Raw genomic sequence first — 1,768 nt, 5'->3', positions numbered from 1 at the left:
CGTTCTCCTTGATAAAGTTGGGTTCGCACCGTTACTTTATCGCTTGGCGTTTGCCAAGGGGAGGACGGCTAGATGATTATCAGGTCTTGCAATGAAGGATCGGGGTCAGATACCGTCTTGAATAGCAAGCCCGTTGGTTAAATAATTTGGGTCGAAGGGCTTGCCTGTACGGACCACTCCGTAAATAAGATGCGTCATTTTGTGCATGACGGCCCCGATCACAGCTTTTTTCGCCATACCGGCGGCCGAAAGCCGTTCAGCAAAACGACGTAGTATCGGGTTGTGTCGACATGCTACCAAGCTGGGCATGTAAAGTGCCGCTCGCATAGACGTGCTTCCTGCCCTGCAAATCATGGTTCGACCTTTGATGGAGGTGCCGGAACTGCGTTGCTTAGGTGTTACACCGAGAAATGCGGCAAATGCCTTGGCACTGTCAAATCTCCGGATATCGCCCAATTGGCCCAGGATCCTCGCCACTGTGGTGGCTCCGATGCCTGGGATGCTCCTGATTAGCTCTGCATCATGCTTGAGGCCGGGGTGTCGATCAATGTGGTCATCAATGTCGCCCTCCAACTTGTTGATCTCGGCGCTTAGCCAGGCGATGTGCTGCCTCACATGTTCGGCGATGTCGGTCATGCCGGTGAATGTGTTGGCCTCAAGCCTGTTTTCTTCCTGCTGGCGAATATCCTTTAATGCTTGCACTCGCAAGGATCGGGGTCACGCAAGGATCGGGGTCATGTCTTGCAATGACATATTTCATGTTCTAGCATGAGTGAATTATGTCAAGACCTTTAAGATTAGAACTCGCCGGCGGCGTCTATCATGTTACTTCTCGTGGCGACGGGCGTGAAGATATCTATGTCGATGATCAAGATCGATTGCTGTGGCTGGAAATCTTTGGACAAGTCTGCAAACGATTCAACTGGACTTGTCATGCTTGGTGCCAAATGTCCAACCATTACCACATCGTAGTGGAGACAGCGGAAGCAAATCTGTCGCAAGGCATGCGTCAACTTAACGGTGTTTATACCCAAAGCATCAACCGTCGGCATGGTCGAGTAGGTCATGTCTTCCAAGGACGGTATAAAGCCATTCTGGTTGAAAAAGACAGCTATTTGCTTGAGTTATCACGATATGTGGTCCTCAATCCCGTACGAGCACGTATGGTTAAAGTTGTGGGCAAATGGCATTGGAGCTCTTATGCAGCGATGCTGGGAGTAGAGGATCCTCCCAGGTGGTTGCAGACGGATTGGATACTTAAGCAGTTCAGTCGTCAGCGAAAAAGAGCTATCACCAAATATGCCGATTTTGTCAGAGCTGGCATCGGCTTACCCGAGATTTGGGGTAATTTGCGTGGGCAAGTCTATCTTGGCAGCGATGCATTCCTGCACCGCATGCAGGATTTGTCGAATCAGGAAATTACAGAAATTCCGCGTACTCAACGCCATCCCACAGGACAGCCGCTATCAAGCTACTGTGAGCGGTGCAATGAGCCTCGGCTGGCGATGGCGGCGGCGTTTGCTACGGGAAATTACACTTTGCGGGAGATTGCCGAGTATTTTGGCGTACATTATTCGACCGTAAGCAGAGCGATAAAGAAGATCGAAAAAAATGACAGCGATACATAGGGTGGTACGAATTTACGCTTGATTTTTTAGTTTGGTGTCGTGGTAATGTGTCATTGCAAGACCTGATAATCATCTAGCCGTCCTCCCCTTGGCAAACGCCAAGCGATAAAGTAACGGTGCGAACCCAACTTTATCAAGGA

2 protein-coding genes are annotated in these 1,768 nt (G+C 49.9%); one reads left to right on the top strand and one right to left on the bottom strand.

All coding sequences use genetic code 11. The features are described 5' to 3' along the window. Positions 1 to 105 precede the first annotated feature (105 nt). Positions 106 to 702 (bottom strand): transposase, encoded by a 597-nt coding sequence (locus tag BM062_RS24855; protein WP_254785245.1) that lies wholly within the window; start codon positions 700 to 702, stop codon positions 106 to 108. A gap of 77 nt (positions 703 to 779) precedes the next feature. Here BM062_RS24855 and BM062_RS24850 point away from each other — a divergent pair, with 77 nt between their 5' ends. Further along, a complete protein-coding gene (locus tag BM062_RS24850; RefSeq protein WP_092402409.1) occupies positions 780 to 1,628 on the top strand; it encodes a transposase in 849 nt (282 codons plus the stop codon). The last annotated feature ends 140 nt before the right edge of the window (positions 1,629 to 1,768 follow it).

Source organism: Collimonas sp. OK412 (assembly GCF_900112135.1).
GTDB classification, from domain to species: Bacteria; Pseudomonadota; Gammaproteobacteria; order Burkholderiales; family Burkholderiaceae_D; genus Collimonas; species Collimonas rhizosphaerae.
The sequence above is the reverse complement of the archived record's forward strand: the minus strand, read 5'-3'. Positions and strand labels throughout refer to the sequence as shown.

Bases quoted from the DNA above. Each gene is read 5' to 3' on its own strand.
- BM062_RS24850 (WP_092402409.1), top strand. From the start codon at position 780: ATGTCAAGACCTTTAAGATTAGAACTCGCCGGCGGCGTCTATCATGTT.